This is a genomic window from Marinobacter sp. SS21, from assembly GCF_028369065.1.
Taxonomy (GTDB): Bacteria; Pseudomonadota; Gammaproteobacteria; order Pseudomonadales; family Oleiphilaceae; genus Marinobacter.
Genome location: NZ_JAQNDA010000010.1, coordinates 99,328 through 119,241 on the forward strand (window position 1 = coordinate 99,328; position 19,914 = coordinate 119,241).

At 60.1% G+C, this 19,914-nt stretch carries 24 protein-coding genes; 14 read left to right on the forward strand and 10 right to left on the reverse strand.

Annotation, left to right across the window (positions count from 1 at the left end; translation table 11 throughout):
- Positions 1–70: 70 nt before the first annotated feature.
- From N6L25_RS13955 to N6L25_RS13980, 6 genes are all read left to right on the forward strand, one after another.
- The gene (locus tag N6L25_RS13955) at positions 71–1,750 is read left to right on the forward strand and encodes an AMP-binding protein (protein WP_271981429.1); all 1,680 of its coding nucleotides are present in this window, start codon (positions 71–73) and stop codon (positions 1,748–1,750) included.
- 53 nt (positions 1,751–1,803) lie between these two features.
- Positions 1,804–2,973: an isovaleryl-CoA dehydrogenase gene (locus N6L25_RS13960; protein WP_271981432.1), complete on the forward strand. Its 1,170-nt coding sequence runs from the start codon at positions 1,804–1,806 to the stop codon at positions 2,971–2,973.
- A 161-nt stretch (positions 2,974–3,134) separates the two neighbouring features.
- Entirely contained in the window at positions 3,135–4,742 is a 1,608-nt protein-coding gene (locus N6L25_RS13965) for a carboxyl transferase domain-containing protein (RefSeq protein WP_271981433.1), read from the forward strand.
- Positions 4,743–4,756: 14 nt separating this feature from the next.
- The gene (locus tag N6L25_RS13970) at positions 4,757–5,548 is read left to right on the forward strand and encodes an enoyl-CoA hydratase/isomerase family protein (protein ID WP_271981435.1); all 792 of its coding nucleotides are present in this window, start codon (positions 4,757–4,759) and stop codon (positions 5,546–5,548) included.
- A gap of 4 nt (positions 5,549–5,552) precedes the next feature.
- Positions 5,553–7,559 carry an acetyl/propionyl/methylcrotonyl-CoA carboxylase subunit alpha gene (locus N6L25_RS13975; protein ID WP_271981437.1) on the forward strand — a complete coding sequence of 669 codons (2,007 nt, stop codon included), beginning with the start codon at positions 5,553–5,555 and terminating at the stop codon, positions 7,557–7,559.
- A complete protein-coding gene (locus tag N6L25_RS13980; protein ID WP_271981439.1) occupies positions 7,556–8,449 on the forward strand; it encodes a hydroxymethylglutaryl-CoA lyase in 894 nt (297 codons plus the stop codon). Before N6L25_RS13975 ends, N6L25_RS13980 begins: the two co-directional genes overlap by 4 nt.
- Before the next feature lie 98 nt (positions 8,450–8,547).
- On the opposite strand, the gene brnA is transcribed toward N6L25_RS13980, so the two are convergent.
- Entirely contained in the window at positions 8,548–8,784 is a 237-nt protein-coding gene (brnA, locus tag N6L25_RS13985) for a type II toxin-antitoxin system BrnA family antitoxin (RefSeq protein WP_271981441.1), read from the reverse strand.
- Positions 8,774–9,037 (reverse strand): BrnT family toxin, encoded by a 264-nt coding sequence (locus tag N6L25_RS13990; RefSeq protein ID WP_271981443.1) that lies wholly within the window; start codon positions 9,035–9,037, stop codon positions 8,774–8,776. Before N6L25_RS13990 ends, brnA begins: the two co-directional genes overlap by 11 nt.
- A 166-nt stretch (positions 9,038–9,203) precedes the next feature.
- Between N6L25_RS13990 and N6L25_RS13995 the strand changes: the two genes are divergently transcribed.
- The 5 genes from N6L25_RS13995 (at position 9,204) to N6L25_RS14010 (ending at position 11,226) form a co-directional block, all read left to right on the forward strand.
- A complete protein-coding gene (locus N6L25_RS13995; protein WP_271981445.1) occupies positions 9,204–9,359 on the forward strand; it encodes a hypothetical protein in 156 nt (51 codons plus the stop codon).
- A 112-nt stretch (positions 9,360–9,471) separates the two neighbouring features.
- Positions 9,472–9,855: a transposase gene (locus N6L25_RS14000; protein WP_442915250.1), complete on the forward strand. Its 384-nt coding sequence runs from the start codon at positions 9,472–9,474 to the stop codon at positions 9,853–9,855.
- Between the two features lie 97 nt (positions 9,856–9,952).
- The gene (locus N6L25_RS14005; protein ID WP_271981447.1) at positions 9,953–10,198 is read left to right on the forward strand and encodes a type II toxin-antitoxin system CcdA family antitoxin; all 246 of its coding nucleotides are present in this window, start codon (positions 9,953–9,955) and stop codon (positions 10,196–10,198) included.
- A gap of 51 nt (positions 10,199–10,249) precedes the next feature.
- Positions 10,250–10,516 (forward strand): CcdB family protein, encoded by a 267-nt coding sequence (locus N6L25_RS17730; RefSeq protein WP_442915251.1) that lies wholly within the window; start codon positions 10,250–10,252, stop codon positions 10,514–10,516.
- Positions 10,517–10,569: 53 nt separating this feature from the next.
- Positions 10,570–11,226, forward strand: a complete 657-nt coding sequence (locus N6L25_RS14010; protein WP_271981449.1) for a substrate binding domain-containing protein — start codon at positions 10,570–10,572, stop codon at positions 11,224–11,226.
- A 138-nt stretch (positions 11,227–11,364) separates the two neighbouring features.
- Here N6L25_RS14010 and N6L25_RS14015 read toward each other — a convergent pair whose 3' ends face one another.
- The 6 genes from N6L25_RS14015 to N6L25_RS14040 all read right to left on the reverse strand — a co-directional run bounded on the left by N6L25_RS14015 (position 11,365) and on the right by N6L25_RS14040 (position 14,635).
- Positions 11,365–11,514 carry a hypothetical protein gene (locus N6L25_RS14015; protein ID WP_271981452.1) on the reverse strand — a complete coding sequence of 50 codons (150 nt, stop codon included), beginning with the start codon at positions 11,512–11,514 and terminating at the stop codon, positions 11,365–11,367.
- Positions 11,515–11,689: 175 nt separating this feature from the next.
- Positions 11,690–12,073: a tautomerase family protein gene (locus tag N6L25_RS14020; protein ID WP_271981454.1), complete on the reverse strand. Its 384-nt coding sequence runs from the start codon at positions 12,071–12,073 to the stop codon at positions 11,690–11,692.
- Positions 12,074–12,092: 19 nt separating this feature from the next.
- Complete coding sequence (locus tag N6L25_RS14025; RefSeq protein ID WP_271981456.1) at positions 12,093–12,545, reverse strand: hypothetical protein; 453 nt, start codon at positions 12,543–12,545, stop codon at positions 12,093–12,095.
- 37 nt (positions 12,546–12,582) lie between these two features.
- The gene (locus tag N6L25_RS14030; RefSeq protein ID WP_271981458.1) at positions 12,583–12,999 is read right to left on the reverse strand and encodes an MAPEG family protein; all 417 of its coding nucleotides are present in this window, start codon (positions 12,997–12,999) and stop codon (positions 12,583–12,585) included.
- Between the two features lie 38 nt (positions 13,000–13,037).
- Positions 13,038–13,877, reverse strand: coding sequence for an SDR family NAD(P)-dependent oxidoreductase (locus tag N6L25_RS14035; protein WP_271981460.1), 840 nt, complete (start codon positions 13,875–13,877; stop codon positions 13,038–13,040).
- On the reverse strand, positions 13,877–14,635 hold the full coding sequence (locus N6L25_RS14040) for an SDR family NAD(P)-dependent oxidoreductase (RefSeq protein ID WP_271981462.1): 759 nt from the start codon (positions 14,633–14,635) through the stop codon (positions 13,877–13,879). The genes N6L25_RS14035 and N6L25_RS14040 overlap by 1 nt, the downstream gene beginning before the upstream one ends.
- Positions 14,636–14,827: 192 nt before the next feature.
- Between N6L25_RS14040 and N6L25_RS14045 the strand changes: the two genes are divergently transcribed.
- On the forward strand, positions 14,828–15,733 hold the full coding sequence (locus N6L25_RS14045; protein ID WP_271981465.1) for a LysR substrate-binding domain-containing protein: 906 nt from the start codon (positions 14,828–14,830) through the stop codon (positions 15,731–15,733).
- Positions 15,734–15,879: 146 nt separating this feature from the next.
- Here N6L25_RS14045 and N6L25_RS14050 read toward each other — a convergent pair whose 3' ends face one another.
- A complete protein-coding gene (locus tag N6L25_RS14050; protein ID WP_271981467.1) occupies positions 15,880–16,920 on the reverse strand; it encodes an AraC family transcriptional regulator ligand-binding domain-containing protein in 1,041 nt (346 codons plus the stop codon).
- A 196-nt stretch (positions 16,921–17,116) separates the two neighbouring features.
- On the opposite strand from N6L25_RS14050, the gene N6L25_RS14055 reads away from it, so the two are divergent.
- Both N6L25_RS14055 and N6L25_RS14060 read left to right on the forward strand, forming a co-directional pair.
- The gene (locus N6L25_RS14055; protein ID WP_271981469.1) at positions 17,117–18,286 is read left to right on the forward strand and encodes an aromatic ring-hydroxylating oxygenase subunit alpha; all 1,170 of its coding nucleotides are present in this window, start codon (positions 17,117–17,119) and stop codon (positions 18,284–18,286) included.
- Positions 18,287–18,350: 64 nt separating this feature from the next.
- A complete protein-coding gene (locus N6L25_RS14060) occupies positions 18,351–19,187 on the forward strand; it encodes a phytanoyl-CoA dioxygenase family protein (protein WP_271981471.1) in 837 nt (278 codons plus the stop codon).
- Positions 19,188–19,287: 100 nt separating this feature from the next.
- On the opposite strand, the gene N6L25_RS14065 is transcribed toward N6L25_RS14060, so the two are convergent.
- Entirely contained in the window at positions 19,288–19,665 is a 378-nt protein-coding gene (locus tag N6L25_RS14065; protein WP_271981473.1) for a nuclear transport factor 2 family protein, read from the reverse strand.
- Positions 19,666–19,914 lie beyond the last annotated feature (249 nt).

The following is a 19,914-nucleotide window of genomic DNA, read 5'->3' on the forward strand; positions in this document are numbered from 1 at the left end:
TCGATAACGATCACGAAAACAATTTGCGCAGTGCTCGAACCAACCAAAACAAACACAAGCAAGGTGGGTTATGGCAACGAAGAACAGCTACGTAAGCGGCATCAGCGAAACACCCCTACTGGGCATGACCATCGGCGAGGCCTTTGACCGGACCGTCAGCCGGGTTCCGGACAGCGATGCGCTGATCGTCCACCATCAGGATCTGCGTTACAGCTACCGCGAGTTGCAGGCCGCGGTCGATCAGGCTGCCAAGGCCCTGATGGCCCTGGGCGTCGAGAAAGGCGACCGGGTCGGCATCTGGTCCCCCAACTGCGCCGAGTGGTGTATCACCCAGTTCGCCACCGCCAAGATTGGCGCCATCCTGGTCAACATCAACCCCAGCTATCGCCTGCACGAGGTAGAGTACGCCCTCAAGCATTCCGGCACCTCGACACTGATCCTGCAGGGCCAGTTCAAGACCTCCGACTACGTCGCCATGACCACGGAACTGGTCCCGGCACTGAGCCGCGAGCTGGATGGCCCCCTGGCCAGCGACAAGCTGCCGGAGCTGAAGAACGTCGTGTGCCTGGATGCCGCCCACAAGGTGCCGGGCATGCTGCACTGGGACGAGCTGCTGGCGCAGGCGAGTTCCACCAGCGACGCCAACTTCCAGGCCCGCCAGCAGGGGCTGCAGTTCGACGACCCGATCAACATCCAGTACACCTCCGGCACCACCGGTGCGCCCAAGGGCGCCACCCTGTCCCACCACAACATCCTCAACAACGGGCTGTTCGTGGCACGACGGATGAACTTCTCCGAACGGGACCGGCTGGTGATTCCCGTGCCGCTGTATCACTGCTTCGGCATGGTGATGGGTAACCTCGGTTGTATCACCCATGGCGCGGCGATGATCTACCCGTCCGCCGGCTTCGAGCCGGAAGCCACCCTGAAGGCGGTGGAACAGGAAAAGGCCACCGCCCTGTATGGCGTGCCGACCATGTTCATCGCCGAGCTGGAGCACCCGCAGTTCGCCAGCTTCGACCTCGCCACCCTGCGTACCGGCATCATGGCCGGCTCCAACTGCCCGGTGGAAGTGATGAAGCAGGTCATCGACAAGATGCACATGCGTGACGTCACCATCTGCTACGGCATGACCGAAACCAGCCCGGTGAGCCTGCAGACCGAGCCCACCGCACCGCTGGAGAAGCGCGTCACCACCGTCGGCACCATTCACCCCCACCTGGAAGTGAAGATCGTCGACCCGGCCGCTGGCGCCGTCGTGCCCGAGGGCGAAAAAGGCGAACTCTGCACCCGTGGCTACAGCGTGATGCTGGGCTACTGGAACAACGACGAGGCCACCGCCAAGGCCATCGACAGCAACCGCTGGATGCACACCGGTGACCTCGCCACCATGGACGACGAGGGCTACGTCGCCATCGTTGGCCGCATCAAGGACATGATCATTCGCGGTGGCGAGAACATCTACCCGCGGGAGATCGAGGAATTCCTCTACACCCACCCGGCGGTGTCCGACGCCCAGGTGATCGGCGTACCCGATGACAAGTTCGGTGAGGAAGTGATGGCCTGGGTCAAGCTGGTGGACGGCCAGGACATCAGCGAAGACGAGTTGCGGGCGTTCTGCAAGGCCAACATCGCCCATTTCAAGGTGCCGAAGTACTTCCGGCTGGTGGACGAGTTCCCGATGACCGTCACCGGCAAGATCCAGAAATTCAAGATGCGCGAAATCAGCATCGAAGAGCTGAGCCTGTAACCCCAAATCACAACAAGATTCCCGCCCATTGGGGTGGAAAACGGAGCACAAAGATGAAAAGCCAATACACCTCCCTGAACTTCAATCTCGGCGAAACCACCGACATGCTGCGGGACCAGATCAACCAGTTCGCCGCCGACCAGATCGCGCCGCTGGCCGAGAAGACCGACAAGGACAACCAGTTCCCCAACGAACTGTGGCCACGCCTGGGCGAGATGGGCCTGCTGGGCATGACCGTGAGCGAGGAGTACGGTGGCAGCGCCATGGGCTACCTGGCCCACGTGGTGGCGATGGAAGAAATCAGCCGCGCCTCCGCCAGCATCGGCTTGAGCTACGGTGCCCACTCCAACCTCTGCGTCAACCAGATCCACCGCAACGGCACCGCCGAGCAGAAGGCCAAGTACCTGCCCAAGCTGGTGACCGGTGAGCACATCGGCGCCCTCGCCATGAGTGAGCCCAACGCCGGCTCCGACGTGGTGAGCATGAAACTGCGCGCCGACAAGAAGGGCGACCGTTACATCCTCAACGGCAGCAAGATGTGGATCACCAACGGCCCTGACGCCAACACCTACGTCATCTACGCCAAGACCGACGTGAGCAAGGGCCCCCACGGCATCACCGCCTTCATCGTCGAGCGCGACTGGAAGGGCTTCTCCCGCGGACCCAAGCTGGACAAGCTGGGCATGCGCGGTTCCAACACCTGCGAGCTGATCTTCCAGGACGTGGAGATTCCGGAGGAGAACGTGCTGGGCGGCGAGAACCAGGGCGTGAAGGTACTGATGTCCGGCCTCGACTACGAGCGGGTGGTGCTGTCCGGCGGACCTGTCGGCATCATGCAGGCCTGCATGGACATCGTGGTGCCCTACGTCCACGAGCGTAAGCAGTTCGACCAGCCCATCGGCGAGTTCCAGCTGATCCAGGGCAAACTGGCGGACATGTACACCGAACTGGCCGCCTGCCGCGCCTATCTCTATGGCGTGGCCCAGGCCTGCGACCGTGGCGAGACCACCCGCAAGGACGCTGCCGGCGCCATCCTCTACACCTCCGAGCGCGCCACCAAGATGGCCCTGGAAGCGATCCAGATTCTCGGCGGTAACGGCTACATCAACGAATTCGCCACTGGCCGCCTGCTGCGGGACGCCAAGCTCTACGAGATCGGCGCCGGCACCCAGGAGATCCGCCGCATGCTGATCGGTCGCGAACTGTTCAAGGAATCCCGCTAAGGGTTTAAAAACCGGATAGATTCGTTCGTAGGATGCGGTGAGGCGCAGCCGAACCGCATCACTCAAGGTGGCCGCCGACACTGGCACCGATGCGGTTCGTTTCACTCACCGGCATCCTACGCGGCTGATTTTCACCCTGCTAACGGCAGAGGCTTTTTGTTATGGCTATTCTCCATACCCAAGTACAACCCAACTCCGAAGAATTCCGCCAGCGCCGCGAGCACATGCTGGGGCTGGTGGACGAGCTTCGTACACGCTTCGACGCCATCGCCCAGGGCGGTGGTGAGAAGGCCCAGAAGCGTCACACCGACCGCGGCAAGCTGTTGCCCCGGGACCGCATCCAACGGGTGCTGGACCCCGGCTCGCCGTTCCTGGAGATCGGCACCTTTGCGGCGGAAGGCGTCTACGACGACCACGTTCCCGCCGCCGGTGTGGTGGCCGGTATCGGCCGGGTCCACGGCATTGAGTGCATGATCGTCGCCAACGACTCCACCGTGAAGGGCGGAACCTACTACCCGCTGACGGTGAAGAAGCACATCCGCGCCCAGACCATCGCCGAGGAAAACCACCTGCCCTGCATCTACCTGGTGGATTCCGGCGGTGCCAACCTGCCCCAGCAGGACGAGGTATTCCCGGACGCCGAGCATTTCGGCCATATCTTCTACCGCCAGGCCAACATGTCCGCCAAGGGCATCGCCCAGATCGCGGTGGTGCTGGGCCTGTGCACCGCCGGTGGCGCCTACGTGCCGGCGATGGCGGACGAGAGCATCATGGTGAAGGGCCAGAGCTCCATCTTCCTGGCCGGCCCGCCGCTGGTGAAGGCCGCCACCGGCGAGACCGTCAGTGCCGAGGAGCTGGGGGGCGCCGACGTCCACACCGGCATTTCCGGGGTGGCCGACCACTACGCCAGCACCGAGGCAGAGGCCCTGGAGCGGGCCCGTCGCTGCATCGCCAATCTCAACTACAAACGCCCGGACCACATGGCCCTGCGGGAGCCTGTGGAGCCACTGTACCCGGCGGACGACCTGTACGGGCTGCTCCCCAGCGACCTGCGTACGCCCTATGACGTCAAGGAAGTGATCGCCCGGCTGGTGGACGGCTCCGAGTTCGACGAGTTCAAGGCCAACTACGGCAAGTCACTGATCTGCGGCTTCGGCCACCTCTACGGCATGCCGGTGGGCATCGTCGCCAACAACGGCATCCTGTTCTCCGAGTCGGCCCAGAAGGGCGCCCACTTTATCGAGCTGTGCAGCCAGCGTGGCATTCCGCTGATTTTCCTGCAGAACATCACCGGGTTCATGGTGGGTAAGGACGCCGAGCACGAGGGCATCGCCAAACACGGCGCCAAGATGGTGACCGCCGTGGCCTGCGCCCGGGTACCCAAGCTCACCGTGGTGATCGGTGGCAGCTTCGGTGCCGGCAACTACGGCATGTGTGGCCGCGCCTACAAGCCCCGCTTCATGTTCATGTGGCCCAACGCCCGCATCGCGGTGATGGGCGGCGAGCAGGCCGCTGGGGTACTGGCCGACGTCAAGCGCGCCGGCATCGAGCGCCAGGGCGGCAGCTGGTCCCAGGACGAGGAACAGGCCTTCAAGCAGCCGGTGATCGACCAGTTCGAACACCAGTCCAGCCCCTACTATGCCAGCGCGCGACTGTGGGACGACGGCATCATCGATCCGGCCGATACCCGCCGGGTGCTGGGCCTGAGCCTGTCTGCCGCCCTCAACGCACCGCCCGAAGAAACCCGCTTCGGCATTTTCAGAATGTGATGGAGGCTGACGATATGACCACAAACGCCGTACGTTATGAAACCGATGCCCGGGGCGTCACACGGATTACCCTGAACCGTCCGGACAAACGCAACGCCTTTGATGCCGACATCATCCACGCCCTCACCGAGGCGGTGAAACAGGCCTCGGACGATCCGGCCTGCCGGGTGATCGTGCTGGCCGGCGACGGCAAGCATTTTTCCGCCGGGGCCGACCTCAACTGGATGAAGCACACCGCCACCCTCAGCGCTGAGGAAAACCGCGAGGACGCCCGCGCCCTCGCCGGCATGCTCAAGGCCATCGATCTGTCGCCGAAACCCACCCTTGCCCGGGTCCAGGGCGCGGCCTTTGGTGGCGCGGTGGGATTGGTGAGCGCCTGTGACATGGCCATTGCCAGCGACGACGCCCGTTTCTGTCTCAGCGAGGCGAGACTGGGACTGGCCCCCGCCGCCATCGGCCCCTACGTGATCCGGGTCATCGGCGCCCGCCAGGCCCGCCGTTATTTCCTTTCCGCCGAGGAGATCAGCGCCCACAAGGCCGAGACCCTGGGCCTGGTGCACGAGACCGTGCCGGCGCAGCAGCTGGACGAGAGCCTCAATGGCCTCGTCGATCGGCTGTTAAAGAACAGCCCCCAGGCCCTCGGCGCCTGCAAAGAACTGATTGCCCGTACCGGCCATGACCAGCCGGATGAAGAACTGATTCGCTACACCGCCGATCTGATCGCCCGATTGCGCACCAGCGATGAAGGCCAGGAGGGGCTGACGGCCTTCCTGGAAAAGCGCGCCCCCAGCTGGATTCAGGAGTAACCCCATGAGCAATAACCCGATTCATACCCTGCTGGTGGCCAACCGCGGCGAGATTGCGCTGCGGATCATGAAGACCGCCCAGGCCATGGGCATCCGCTGCGTGGCGGTGTATTCCGAGGCCGACGCCCGGGCGCCGTTCGTGGATTTCGCCGACGAAGCCATCTGCATCGGCCCCGCCGCCGCATCGGAAAGCTACCTCAAGGTGGACCACATTCTCGATGCCGCGAAGGAAACCGGCGCCAACGCCATCCACCCCGGCTACGGCTTCCTGTCCGAGAACACCGAATTGGCAGAGCGTTGCGAAGCCGAAGGTATCCACTTTGTCGGGCCACCCGCCAACGCCATCGCCGCCATGGGCTCCAAGAGTGCCGCCAAGGCGCTGATGGAGCAGGCCGGCGTACCGTTAGTGCCCGGTTACCACGGTGACGACCAAAACTCCGAGCGCTTTCATCAGGAGGCCGAGAAAACCGGCTTCCCGCTGCTGATCAAAGCCAGCGCCGGGGGTGGCGGCAAGGGCATGCGGGTGGTCCGCAGCCTGGCCGAGGTCAACGACGCCGTCGCCGCCGCCCAGCGTGAGGCCAGCTCCAGCTTTGGCGACCCCCACCTGCTGATCGAGCGTTACCTGGAAAATCCCCGCCACGTCGAGGTCCAGGTGATGTTCGACAAGCACGGCAACGGTCGCTACCTGTTTGACCGGGACTGCTCGGTGCAGCGCCGTCACCAGAAGATCATCGAGGAAGCCCCGGCGCCCAACATCCCGGACGAGGTCCGCACGGAGATGGGCGAAGCGGCGGTCCGTTGTGGCGAGGCGATCGGTTATGTCGGCGCGGGCACCGTCGAGTTCCTGTACGAGCCTGGCGCCGGCTTCTACTTCATGGAAATGAACACCCGCCTGCAGGTGGAGCACCCGGTGACCGAGCTGATCACCGGCCTCGACCTGGTGGAATGGCAGCTCAAAGTCGCCCAGGGCGAAACCCTGCCCTGGACCCAGGAAACCCTGCACTACAGCGGCCATGCCATGGAGGCGCGGGTCTATGCAGAAGACCCGGACAACGACTTCCTGCCGGTGACCGGCACCCTGTTCAGCCTCAGCGAGCCTGACGGACTGCCCGGTGTGCGGGTGGATTCCGGCGTCAGCCAGGGTCAGGAAATCACTCCCTGGTACGACCCCATGCTGGCCAAGGTCATCGTCCACGGCCACACCCGTGACGAAGCCCGCCAGCGACTGGTCAACGCCCTCGCCCACTACCGCGCGCTGGGGGTCACCCTCAACATCGACTACGTCTGCCGGATTCTGGAACACCCGGATTTCGCCGAGGCGAAGCTGACCACCCACTTCATCGAGCAGCAGGTCGACACCCTGTCCCGGCCCGCCTTCAGCCACCGGGAACAGATGGCCCTGAGCTGGCTGGCCTGGCACCACGCCACCGCCGCCGAGTTACCGTCGGCGGGTGGTTCGCCATGGCAAACGGGCGACAGCTTCCGCATCGGCGGCCCCAAAGGCCAGCGCTGCGAACTGCGCATCGGCAGCGAAGACGACACCCTGCACTACTGGCTGGAATCCGCCGGTCACGGCCGGGTCCAGCTCGACAGCGAGGATCAGTCCATCGCCCTAAAATGGCACCGTGATTCGGACAGCGACGGCGTGATCGTCCGCCTCAACGGCAAGACCGTCAAACTGGGCTGGGCCGTCCACGGCGAACGGCTCGGCGTGTTTGCCAACGCGGTGCACTGGGAGGCCCTGGTCAACCACCCTGAAGAACAGGCCGCCGATGCCGCCGGCGATGGCCAGATCAAGGCGCCCATGCATGGCCGCATCACTGCCGTTACCTGCCAGGTGGGCGACACCGTGGACGCCGGCACCGCGCTGGTGGCACTGGAAGCCATGAAGATGGAACACACCCTGCGGGCCCCGGTCAAAGGCACCATCGCCGCCGTGCACTGCAACCAGGACGACAGCGTGGGCTCCGGCCAGGTGCTGGTGGAGTTCGAAGTGGAGGGGGCAGAATGAGCCGGGAATTCGTCACCCTGGTGGAGATGGGCCTGCGGGATGGCCTGCAAAACGAGGCCACCCCGGTTCCGGCGGACGTTCGCGCCCGCTGGTTCAACGCCCTCGCCCAAACCGGGCTGAACCGCATCGAGGCGGGCAGCTTCGTCTCCCCCAAGTGGGTGCCGCAGATGGCCAACACCGATGAGGTGATTGCCGCCATCCAGCGCCGCCCTGACCTGTCCATCGAAGTGCTCACCCCCAACCAGAAAGGGCTGGAGGGTGCCCTGGCGGCCAACGCGGATGTCTGCGCGGTGTTCACCGCCGCCTCGGAAAGCTTCACCCAGCGCAACATCAACTGCACCATCGCCGAGAGCATCGAACGCTTCCGCCCGGTGGCCGAAGGCGCCAAGGCCGCGGGCAAACGCCTGCGGGCCTACGTCTCCTGCGTGGTGGGCTGCCCCTACGAGGGCGCCATCAAGCCCTCCCAGGTCGCCCCGGTGGTGGAACAGTTGCTGGCACTGGGCGCCGACGAGATCTCCCTCGGCGACACCATCGGCGTTGCCCGCCCGAAAGAGATTCACGCCCTGCTGGATGCGGTACTGCCATTGCTACCGGTAGAAAAGCTGGCCCTGCACTGCCACGACACTCGTGGCCAGGCGGTGGCCAACATCTACGCCGCCCTGGAACGCGGCATCCGCATCTTCGACAGCGCCGTCGCCGGCCTCGGCGGCTGCCCCTACGCCAACGGCGCCACCGGCAACGTCGCCACCGAAGATGTGCTGTACCTGCTGGACGGCGAAGGCTTCGACACCGGCATCAACCTGCAAGCCCTGGCGGCGGTGGGCAATGAAATCTGTGATTTCCTGGAAAGGGATAATCCGTCGCGGGTTGGGAAGACGTTTAGGGTCTAGGCGCGACTGAAAACGCCGAGCGGTGCAACTAAAACAGGGATGTTTGCAAGTCTTTTGAGGCTGTTGTTGCTCTTAGCTTCCGGAGCAGGGCACCACAGTCACTTGTTAGCAGATTCTGCTTGTAGGCGCTCAACCAGCCACACCTTGATGATCGATTGGCGGGTAACGCCAATACGCGCGGCCTCACGATCCAACGACTCTACGACCCAAGCAGGAAAGTCCACGTTGATTCGCTTTTGCTCCAGGTTGGCGCGACGGGCCGTGGACAGATCAAGGCCTTCAATAATATCTTCCTTGCCTTCGTCGAATTTTTTATCGAAGTCTTTAGCTTTCATAGAGTTCAACCTCCTTCTTGCGGGAACGCCTGACTGAAATCAGACGAATACGACCTTCCCTATACGTGACGACAGCCGACCAATGCTTTTCACCAATCTTGCCTATAAGCGCGAACCTTGGTTCGTCATCGGATTTTGCGCGGATTTCCAGCAGATACGGATCTTTCCATAGCTCTTGAGCGGCCACGAAATCAATACCGTGTTTTTCCAGATTGGCCTGACTTTTGGCTTCGTCGAATTCAAACTCATCCATGAGTATAAATTATTCCTTTTTTACTCAATCTGCAAAATGTGTAAGCTGTAGTGCAACTGCTAGACATTATGACTCCCCACTAGGGGGCTACCCCCACCTCGTGGGTTAGCCTCAGCCAGAGCCATAATTTACGTGTTCACATGCGTAAAATTGGGGGGGCAGCACCATGAAAAAACATAGCACGGTGTTTATTGGCCTGGATACGCACAAAGACTCCATCGCTGTGGCCTACGCCACAGATTCCCGAACAGAACCGGTGACTTACCTCGGTGCCATCCGCACCCAGCATTACGCCATCCGCAAGATGCGTCCGGCAGTTTGAGTCCCGCCTTCCCTACTGCCAGCTTCAATTCGTCTAGAAGGCCGGTCCCTGACGACACCGACACTCGAAAAGCGGACACTGAAAACTGATGAAAGCCGGACAATCGAGGTTGATGAAATGCGGTCAAACTAGGGTGTTGTTGACAGGTCGGCAAGGTACCCGCCTACTCGTTACTCAGCGACTTGCCAGATCTGGGGAAACTGAACCGCAAGGAGATCGCCCCCCCCTGGTCGGTGTCGCCCCCATGAACTGCGATAGTGGAGCATTAAAAGGCAAGCGCCGCATTCGCAGCGGACGTCACCGGATACGCACGGTCATGTTCATGGCCATGCTCTCCTCGATCCAGTGCAACCCGGTATTCAAACGCTTTCACGAACGCCTGAAGGCCCAGGGAAAACTGGCGAAAGTGGCCCTCATCGCCTGCATGAGAAAGCTGATTGTGGTGCTCAATACCATGGTAAAAAACCAGGAACCGTGGCGGGAAAAATTGGCTTAAATATATCGATTGACACCACAGTCACTTGTTAAATGCATTTGCCACGCAGATTCCATGCGCATAAACTATACGCATGATCCACGTGAGGACCCTGACCATGAAGTCAATTTATGACCATTCAGCGGCCAAGAAACCAACAAACCTTAGCCTAAACAAAGACTTACTTACCAAGGCAAAGCAGCTAAATATTAACCTATCCGCTACACTTGAGAAGGCTTTAGCTGCCGAAGTCAGTAAACGACAGGCTGAAGAATGGCTAAGAGCCAATAAAAAGGGCCTTGAAGCATGCAATGACTTTGTGGAAAAGAACGGCCTTTTCTCTGACGCATTTAGGGATTTCTAGTGAGCCAATTTACCTTCTACGAAAACACAGATAAAACCACCAAAAAGGCATATCCATTTTTTTTTGGATGTTCAAACTGACCTCATATCTGTATTGAATTCCAGAATTGTGATTCCAGTAATTCCTGCGCAGAATCTTGAGAGCGAAGCACCCGAACGTCTATGTCCAATTTTTCAAATTGACAGCAATGAATACGCGCTACTTACACATCAGCTGACCAGTGCTCCCGCATCGATTTTGAGACGTCCCATCGAAAACCTGGAAGCTTTTCGCGATGAAATTATCAATGCGATAGACTTTTTGATTACAGGCATTTAACGAGGCCGTAGAAAAACGCTCCCGAGAGCCCCTTCCCACCGCCTGTCGCGGAGTTGCAGGGCGAGCCACAGGGCAAACTGAAGATCAGCAGCCCGATGTCCTTCGGCCGGCTACACATTGCCCCGCTGATCCCGAAAATGCTGAAGCGCTACCCCAAACTCGACATCGAGCTGCTGATGGACGACCGTCCCGTGGACCTCGTTGCCGAAGGCATCGACATTGCGATCAGAAGTGGCTTCGCAGGGCTGCCGGATTCGGCGCTTGTGGCCCGTAAGCTGGCGCCATTGCGACAGGCCGTCTTCGCGTCACCGGATTACGGCAAGGAGCAGCCGCTCCCTCAAACGCCAGCAGAACTGACTGAACACAACTGCATTCTGTTCAGCTATTCCCGGGACAGCAACGTGTGGACGTTTGAGCGCGACGGAGCATCGGAAACCGTAGAAGTGACCGGCACCTATCGCATCAACAACAGCGAAGCCATCCTGGCGGCCATCCTCGAAGGCATCGGCGTCGGCCGACTGCCAACCTTTGTCGCCGGCCCCTTACTCAAATCGGGACAGCTGATTGACCTGTTCCCGCACTACCGCATCCCCGACCACACCCTTTATGCGGTGTTCCCCGAGCGACAGTATCTACCGGCGAAGGTGCGGGTGTTCCTGGAGTTTGCCTTGGAATATCTTGGAGGGGACGAACCGTACTGGGATGTCTGAAGGAGTCGTAAGGCCGGAAAAGGAGTGAGCATTTCGGCGATTCAGGACAAACGGTGAATGTATGCTATCGAGAGCACAAGTTCTGAGTCCCTGAATTCAGGTCAAAAATGGCTGGTTTCACTGCTGGCGAACCTTAGATCAACCGCGCCAAAAATACTGTTCGAGGATCAATGGCTTTAATGCTTGCAAATCTTCCTCTGCCAAAAAATCATGGGTTGCTCTGACCGAAGCCTCCCAAATTTCTAACAGCTTGAGGTGATCTGCTTTTTCGACAACATCAATATTCATCACTTATCTCGATTGAAACTTAACGCCTTGGCTCCTGACTTCAGACTTTGCGGCATTCCAGAGCGTCGATGTAACCAGAGGTCATGGACGCCCGCGCAACGCCGCGTCAACCCAGATCCACACTGGCGGGGGTGAGCACGCAGCATGCAACCCCAGGCAGCAGCAGTGAAGCCTATCAGGATGTGCGATTCAACCAGGCATCCTCCTCACCCGGCTCCGGCAGGATCTCCCCACCCTCCATGCTCCAGCTGGCGGGAAAACCGATCAAACGTACCGACACCTGTGAAGCCGGCAATTCGGCCGCCTGCGCCACCCCGTCATGAATGGCGGCTTGCAGGCTGTCGGTCAGTTCCCGGTTGCGATTGCCACCACTGCGTACATTACCAATCACGGCCAGACGCTCACCATTACGGGTGCGCTGTCCGTGCAGGAACAACACATTTACAAACTCCGGCGGCGCCCCGGTTACATCGCAATGCACATCCGTGATTATGTCAGCTACAGCCTTACGCGCAGATACAGGCAAGGGTTGGGTGCAGGCCAAGGTATAAACAGGCATAGCGGGCTTTCCTCTCCGTTTAGCGGTTGGCCGAAAAAGCAAAAACTCCGCGGGTGACACGGACCCGCAGCGCGCGCATGGCGGCGCTTCCATAGAACTGGATGGCACCAGCGGCCGACAGCCGCTCGCGATTACTGGCCAGAAAGGTGCCAAACAGATCCTGCTCCAGCAATGCCAACATCAGGTGATCCGGATGTTGGCCGGTTTGCGCGCACCAGTCGTTGGCGCAGGCGGTGAGCATGGCAACACGCTTGGCCTGCGGAAAGTCGTTGGCGCACTCCAGAGTGACAATGGCGCTCTGGCTGGGCGCATAATTTGTGAACATCTGGTCGGGCTCGAACTCCATCCAGAACACCACCAGACGCTCATCGCCCACATGGGTGCGATAGTGCGCGCGCACCATGGCTTCCAGTTCGCGCTGCTGCGCCGTGGAAAACTGCCCACGTACAGCACTGATTAACCCTTTCCTCATTAGCCTGCCCTCCGCGTTCCCCTTCCAGTCACCAACATTAGCTCACTGCCATCAACGCTCGCACCGCCAGAACGATAAGAATCAGCGAGGCAGTGGTGAAGATCGTAAAGCGCTCTTCGATCACATTACGCAACGACTGATGGAAACTGTGCGCCACACGCAGGCCCACATAGGCCCAGGCCAGCCACAGATCCATTACGCTAATGCCGGCCACTGCGAGCACCAGCAGCGTGGCATAGAACAGGATCGGCTGCTCCAGCAGGTTATGGTAATTATCCAGCTTCCAGCGCACAGGCAAAGGCAACGCCTTGGCATGTTCGTCGTTGGTTAGGGTGGAATCCAGTTTCTGACCCGCGCGCGATACCGCCCGTACGCGGCCTGCCACCATCCACAGCCACATGACCAGTGTCCACAGCACCAGCGCCATGGCCGGCATTAGTATCTCGCTTGCCATCACCATTCATTCTCCCCGTTGTTTATCGGTAGCGGCGCTCACCAGTTTTCCTTGAATGGACGCAGGTCCAGCTCGTGGGTCCACACACTGCGATGCTGCTGATGCAGCTGCCAGTAGGTTTCGGCAATTGCCGTGGGACTCAACGCGCCATCTTCACCCTGGGCATCCAGATAGCCGGGTACGGAATCACGCAACCGGTCCCCATCCACGGCCCCATCGATGACCACATGGGCTACATGAATACCTTGCGGGCCGAATTCCCGGGCCAGCGACTGCGCCAGCATGCGCAGGCCGGCCTTGGCCTGGGCGAAGAGCGCAAAACCCGCCTTGCCGCGCAAGGAAGCCGACGCCCCGGTAAACAGCAAGGTGCCGTGACCCTGTTCCACCATGGCGGCCAACGCCTGGCGCGCCACCTCAAACCCGGAAGCGGTATCCTGCAGCCAGGCGCTTTCCAACTTCTCTGGCGTGATGTCCAGAAACGGCTTCGGTCGGTTAGTACCCACGTTATGTACCACCAGATCAAGGGCGTAACCGTCGGAGGCAATCTGTTCGAAGACCTTCTGAATGCTCTCGGTACTGCGCGCATCCACAACAACAGCGGTGGCACTGTTTCCAATGTGCGCCGCGGTAGCGGCAATCTTTTCCACATTTCTGCCCGCCACAAACACGTGCAGGCCACCTTCGGCGGCCCGCTGGGCAACGGCGCCGCCAATGCCATTGGGGCTGCCGGCGCCGACAATCAACGCCGCGCGTGGGCGATTCAGTGCTTGCAGTTCGCGTTGCCGACGAGCTCGCCGACGGCCGTTCAACCGCTGGCGAATGAGGCGGCCAAAAAACTGCCGTGCGAGACCGCTGTCGTGATCCGTCTGCTTGCCCATCAGAACACTTCCTTGTACGGGCGCAGATCCAGCTCATGGGTCCAGGCGCTGCGCGGTTGTTCATGAAGCATCAAAAATTGCTTCGCTACTTCATCGGGTATCAGGGCGCCATCGGGGCCCTTGCGGCCGAGGGCAAACTTGCCGAGCCCGCCACCGAGCCCCTTGACAATGGCGCCATTGACCATGCCGTCGATCACCACATGGCCCACATGAATACCCTGCGGGCTGAACTCACGGGCCATGGACTGTGCCATCGCGCGCAGCCCCGCCTTGGCGGCGGAGAAGCCGGCAAACATTGGCTTGCCGCGCAGGGACGCACTAGCGCCTGTAAACAGAATGGTGCCGCGATGGCCCTCTGACCCCGGCCGCGCCAGCTGTCGGCGCAGCGCCTGCTGGCTGACCAGAAAGGCTCCGTAGACGCAGCGGCGCCAGTGACCGTCTTCATCATCTGGCTGGCTCTCCAGAAACGGTGTGGGAATGTTGCGACCGGTGTTGTAGACCACCAACGACGGCGACTGTCCGGCCTCATCCACCGCCGCAAACAGGCGTTCGATGTCATCGGCAGAGGTGCTGTCCAGGGCAACCGCAGTGGCCGCACCGCCCTCGTCTTCGATCTCTGCCACGATGGTGTCCAGCTTTGCCGGCGTCCGCCCGGCGATAAACACGTGCAAGTCATGACGCGCCGCCAGACAGGCCACCGACGCCCCAATGCCCTGGCGGTCACCCACCCCAACAATCACTGCTGCTGCCTTTGCCATAACGCTGCCTTCCGAGCTCCTGTTGCCCTACCACCCACCGCCAATCTATGCGGTGGTCGTCAGGATTACGGTAGGCTAGCTTGCAGGCCCGCACAATCGAATTATCCTTAGCCATGGATTAGCAAAGCTTATCCATGTAATTTATAGTCAACAAACATCAGAATTTTGGCATAGAAAAACTAACTGAAAGCCATGCGCAGTCAGCCCCCTCCAATGCAGTTTCTGCCGGCCTTTGAGGCTGCCGCCCGGCTATCCAGCTTCAAACTGGCCGCGGAGGAACTGAATGTAACCCCCTCGGCCATCAGCCAGCAAATCAAGGGGCTGGAGCAGCTGCTTGGCCACCCGCTGTTCGTTCGCCACCCCCGCGCGGTGGAACTCACCCGCGTGGGTCTGCGTTATTTTGAGCTGGCCAGCGAGATCATACGGCGCTACCGGGATGGCCATCGCGCCATCAGCAACGACCTGCGTACTCCCACATTGCGAGTTTCCGCCATGACACTGGTGGCCTACGACCTGCTGATTCCAGCCCTACCCCGCTTCAACATCGCCCATCCGAACATCGACCTGCGTATTGAAACCAGCGAACTGCCGGTGGAGCTGGGTACCGAGCGCGATGACATTGCCGTGCGCGTGGGACCCGGCAACTGGCCCGGCCTCACCGCGCACAAGCTGTGTGATTTGAGTGTCACGGTAGTGGATAACGGCGCTGACCCGGACCTGGCACCGCTGCGCCCCGCCGATACCAATCAGCTGGCACGACTGACGCTGATACACAGCCGCACCCATGTGGACGACTGGGCCCAGGCCGCCCAAGCCATGGGCATTGACCTGAGCGCCAATCCGCAGGTGTTCTTCAACGATTCCTTCTCGGCCGTTGCGGCCGCAGAAGCTGGCTCCGGCGTTGCCTTGGGCCTGCTGCCAATTATCCAGAAGCGCATTGATGGGGGCAGCTTGCGGTCGCTGCTGGCAAGGCCCATCCCTATCGGGATGGGCATCTGGCTGGTGTACCCGCCAGCATTGGAGGAACATCCGGGCTTGCCGGCAGCTCGGCAATGGCTTGAAGACACGCTGGGCGGTCTATCGACCGCACCCGCATAAACTACAACGACCCGCACTCGCCGACCGACGGATATGCGCTAACGTGCCACAGGCATTTGTGATCTATGCAAACATATCAATGAAAACCGGGACAGAATTAGTTTTCGAAAATAGCCGAACCGGTGTTCCCAACCCCATTACCAATATCAGGCACCGAACAACTGCTGCCGGTAATCGCTGGGGGTCAATCCAGTCCATTTCCTGAACGCCTTGTCGAATGCACTCAGCTCTGCGAAATGCAGCCGGTACGCAACCTGCTCAATCCCGAGAGCGGGGTCCGCCAATAAACGCAGGGCAAAATCCCGCTTCAGACTGTTGAGGATGTCACTATACGTCGTGCCCTCTTTCTTGAGCTTGCGCCAGTACAGGTTCTCCGATAGTCCCAGTCTGCCTGCGATAGCACTTTGTGCGAGCCAACCCTCTTCCCGGTTTAGAACCAGCAGCCGTCGGGTTTGCGCGGTGAAAGGTTCCGAGGTATTCCGCACCAGCATCATGTTGTGGTTGTCCCGCAGCATCAGGCGGACCTGGTCCTCGGTGGCGGTAAACGGGACGTCGACGGAGGGTGCATCGAACACTATCTGGTTCACCGGGGCGGAGAACACCAGGTTGTCGCCAAACAGATACTGTAGATGACTGTCTCTTGGCAACTCCGGGAAGCTGAAATGGACGGCCTTGGGCTTGAGTTCCTCACCGATGAACCAGCTGATCAGCCGCAGCCAGATCAACAGCATGCTCTGGTAAATAAAGCGATAGCTGATCGGCGCGCGTTCGTCGAACCTCAATAGGAGGGTAACGGTGCCCGCAGAGCGCTGGAGTTCCCAGCGAAACTGGTCGGTGAACAGCCCAAAGAAAAGATTGCCGTAATCCGTCAATGACTGCAGGGAACGGCAGCCAACCCCACCGATGGCGAATACCCCAAAGGCCCGGCGAGGGATCGGGGCCTCCAGAAAGCCCAGGAACAGGTCCCCGCACTCCGCCATGACCCGTCGAACAAATCCCCCGTACTCCAGAACGGACAAACGGTGCCCGCTGACGGCCAGTTGCCGGCGGGAGAGGCCTTCCTGGGCCAGCAACCGTTCAGCGGTATTTGACGCCATCCCCACCCCTTCCAGTACATCAGTCAGAAAGGCGACGGGAATGGTCTGGGTCATCAGCAGGTCTTGCAGTGACCTGTAGGTGGACGTCATAGCTTCTTCCTGGATTGCATCTTGTTTCTGAAAATCTACCCGGAATTGCAATGATTGGACAAGTGACGTGCAGGATTGAAACCTGTTTTTCGACCTAACCGGCCGGTAACGTCACAGGTAAAGGGTCCGTGCACGAACCGCTGCACGATTCGGGTGAATCATTCTTAACGTATTTCGCAAATCCTGTGAGGGTCCCATGAACCGGTCCGACGAACACCAGTTGTTGATGCAATGCCTTAGCCTGCTGGAAGAAAAATCCACGACGCTGTCTCCGCAGAGCCACGCTTCACCAACGGACCGCTACACCGACCCGGATCGTTTTGCACAAGAACTGAAGGCCATTCATCAGCGGCTTCCTATCGCTTACCTGCACAGCAGTGAGCTGCCCGAGCCTCATCATTTCCGGACGATTGACACCCATGTTGGCGCTGTTCTGTTCACCCGCGGGGAAGACGGCAACGTCAACGCCTTTCACAACGTGTGTCGCCACCGCGGTGCCCAGGTCGAGTCCCGGGCATCCGGCTGCGCCAAAGCCTTCTCCTGCCCTTACCACGCCTGGCGTTACAGTGCAGAGGGCGAGCTGATCTCGGTGCCGTTTGAGCAAACCTGCTTTCCGGATTTGAACAAAAGCGAGCGTGGCCTGGTGGCCATTCCCTGCATCGAGGCCTACGGTTTCATCTGGCTGTGTCCCGAGGCAGACTCCCGGGAAGCCGCGGAACAACAGGTGGCGCAGCACTTTGAACCGGTATCCGCCGATCTGTCGTGGCTGGGGTTAGACCAACTACACACCTTCGACCAACACCGCCGACGCTGGCGCTGTAACTGGAAAATCGTCAACGAGGGCGGCCTGGAAACCTACCATTTCAAGTTCGCCCATAAGGACAGCATTGGCCCTTACTTCCTGAGCAATACCTGCGTAACCGATCAACTCGGCGCGCATTTCCGGGTCGTGATGCCCACGGAAAAACTGAAGGAGGTCACCGAGGCGTCACTGGCCGATACCCGACTGAGAGACATCACCCACATCGTCTACGGACTGGCACCGCAAACCACCTTCCTGGTTCAGAAGGCTCATATCGACTGGATTCAAATGATTCCCGTCTGCGTCGATGAAACCGACATCATCATGACGTCGCTCATTCCGACACCGCGCGAGGAGCTGAGCGCAGAAGAACACGCCTACTGGCAACGCAATCTGGAGATTTCCATCGCCACCCTCGACGAAGATTTCGAGCTTGGCCAATCCATCCAGGCTGGCCTGAACAGTGGCGCGAATCAAAGCCTGACCTTTGGCCGCAACGAAGGGGCACTGGCCGCCTATAACCGCTGGGTGGAGGATCAGCTTCAGGCATTCAACAACGGATGAAGGACTGGCGTGGGTGTGCAGTGGATCGCGCCCTGCCCAAGACAACCAACAAGAGGCTCTGCCAATGCCCCAACCGCTTGATGTTGGCCAATACAACAAAACCGACCACGCCAAAACCCACCGGCAATTGAAACCGGGACTAGAGCGTAATACGCCGGCCATCGAACGGGATTTCGAGACCCTGATGCGAGACGGCTACGTCATTATCGAGAACCTGATTCCCAGAGAGACCTGCGCTGCGATCAAGTCCGAGGGCCTTGCCCTGCTCGGCCAAACCGGTCGCAACGCGTTTGAAGGTCACCAGACTCAGCGGGTCTACAATGTGCTGTCGAAGACGCGGCTGACTGACCAGCTCGCGACTCACCCTCGCTTCCTCGGCTTGATGGACCGCTTGTTTGAACCGGGTTTCCTGCTGTCCCAGAGCCAAATCATCAACATCCTTCCGGGCGAAGCACCCCAGGGGCTGCACCACGACGACGGCTTCTATCGGCTACCACGGCCACGGCAGCCGCTCGGCGCCGCCACGGTCTGGGCCATCGACGATTTCACCGAAGACAACGGCGCAACGGTGATCGTACCGGGCAGTCATCGCTGGGGCGATGACCGGATTGCCAAGCGGGACGAGGCCATATCTGCGGTGATGCCAGCCGGATCGGTTGTGTTTTTCCTGGGCACCACCTGGCATGGCGGTGGCGAAAACCACTCGAAAGCTGCTCGTTTCGCCATCACTCACCAGTACTGCGAGGCTTACATGCGCCAGCAGGAGAACTACCTGCTCGAACTGTCCAAGGACACGGTGCGATCACTCTCGCCGGAACTCCAGGCGCTGGTCGGCTACTCCATTTACCCACCGTTCATGGGCATGGTGGAAGGTATGCACCCTCTGCGTACGCTGGAGTAACCGGCCGGGTTGTCCAATTCCCCCCTATGCTAGGGGCGCTGGCCACCGGTAGCTGTGCGCTGTCCACCACTGATCGAATACGCTGCGCGGTTCCGCAATCTCAGTCCGCCGAAGGCAGATTGCCCCCCAGCATGTTTTCAACCACCGCCGCATTGTAGAAGGCTTCAACCGTCTGGATTTTGTCGTCCCGGACACGAAACCAGACTGCCAGGCGCACATCGCCAATCGGCTCGAAGTTGGTCCGGTAATCGAGGATCGCAAACACGTGCTCCCCATCGGCACTGAGCTGGCGGAGGATCAGGTCTTTCTGGATGGCAACCATACCGAACTGGTAGGACAGCATGTCATCCCGACTCAGAAATCGCATGTTCGGCCCCACATACTCAAACCCCTCAGCGGCCAGCAAGGTCTTTGCCTCATCCAGGCGCTGGTCATGAATATCGGCGATGAACTGCGCCACGATGTCTTTTGGCTGCATGAATGGACTCCATATCCGAGCTGGGGACGGCTCCCTGGATTCGCGTAACTGCTTTAAAATTGAGCACTTATTCACTTGGACAACCCAAATGATGCGACGACAAGTGCGCCAGATGGCAGCATACTCCGAGCTCTCAGAAGCCAAAGTCAGGATCTACCTTTGAACTTAGCAGGTCAGCCGAAGTTCTGGGCCAGGACGCCCCACTTTCCAAGAGAAATTCCTTGGATATTTTTTTCCTGCGGGCTCTCG